General features: G+C 68.2%; 1 protein-coding gene. It reads right to left on the bottom strand.

The genetic code is table 11. From position 1 onward, the window contains the following. Positions 1-39 precede the first annotated feature (39 nt). Positions 40-1,326: an IS256 family transposase gene (locus ACZ6EM_RS40435; protein WP_465774686.1), complete on the bottom strand. Its 1,287-nt coding sequence runs from the start codon at positions 1,324-1,326 to the stop codon at positions 40-42. Positions 1,327-1,384 lie beyond the last annotated feature (58 nt).

Raw genomic sequence — 1,384 nt, 5'->3', positions numbered from 1 at the left:
GGGTCTGTCCAGTGAACGGTGTAACTCGGTTGGGTTGAGTTAGCGGCGGCCGGCGGAGAGTCGGCCGTCGAAGGTGATCTCGAAGGCGTTCAGCGCGGCCTTCCAGCGGGTCATCCAGCGTTTGCGGCCGTCACCGGTCGGGTCGAGGGACATGACCGCCATGTAGACGCACTTCAGGGCCGCCTGCTCGTTCGGGAAGTGCCCGCGCGAGCGGACGGCCTTGCGGATGCGGGCGTTCACGGACTCGATCGCGTTCGTGGTGCAGATGACCCGGCGGACCTCGATGTCGAAGCTCAGGAACGGCACGAACTCGGCCCAGGCGTTCTCCCAGAGCCGCACGATCGCCGGATACTTCCTGCCCCAGGCCTCGCTGAACTCGACGAACCGCTCCAGGGCGGCGTCCTCGGTCGGCGCCGTGTAGACGGGCTTGAGGGCCTTGGAGATCTTGTCCCAGTCCTGGCGGGCCGCGTAGCGGAACGAGGCCCGGATCAGGTGGACGATGCAGGTCTGGGTGACGGCCTGCGGCCAGACCGTGCCGATGGCATCGGGCAGGCCCTTGAGGCCGTCGCAGACGACCATGCAGACGTCCGCGACGCCGCGGTTCTTGATCTCGGTCAGGACGTGGAGCCAGTACTTGGCGCCCTCGCCGCCGTCGCCGGCCCACAGCCCGAGGATCTCCCGCGTGCCTTCGACCGTGACCGCGAGCGCCACGTAGATCGGCCGGTTGGCGACCTGGCCGTCGCGGAGCTTCACGTGGACGCAGTCGATGAAGACCACCGGATAGACCGGGTCGAGGGGGCGGTTCTGCCACTCGGCCATGCCCTCGATCACCTGGTCGGTGATGGTGGAGATGGTCTGCTTGGAGACCTCGGCGCCGTAGACCTCGGCCAGGTGCGCGGAGATCTCGCCGTGCGTCAGGCCGCGGGCGGACAGTGAGAGCACCATCTCGTCCACCCCGGACAGGCGCCGCTGGCGCTTGCGGACCAGCTGCGGCTCGAACGAGCCCTCCCGGTCCCGTGGAACGTCGATCTCGACCGGGCCGACCTCGGTCAGCACGGTCTTCGAGCGGATGCCGTTGCGGGAGTTCCCGCTGCCGGCCCCGGCCGGATCGTGCTTCTCATAGCCGAGGTGGTCCGTCATCTCGCCCTCGAGCGCGGACTCCAGGATCTTCTTCGTCAGCTGCTGGAGCAGGCCCCCGGCGCCGGTGAGCTGCAGCCCGCTCGCACGGGCCCGGTCGACGAGTTGGCCGATCAGCTGGTCGTCCAAGGCGTCCGGCTGCAACTCCACCGGCCGCACGGCCTCCACGGCCTCGGCCGAGACAGTCACTTCCTTCATCAGGCGCTACTTCCTTGATCGGGAGTTACACCGTTCTTTGTACAGACCC

It is taken from the genome of Kitasatospora sp. NPDC041917 (genome assembly GCF_055589745.1).
The sequence above is the reverse complement of the archived record's forward strand: the minus strand, read 5'-3'. Positions and strand labels throughout refer to the sequence as shown.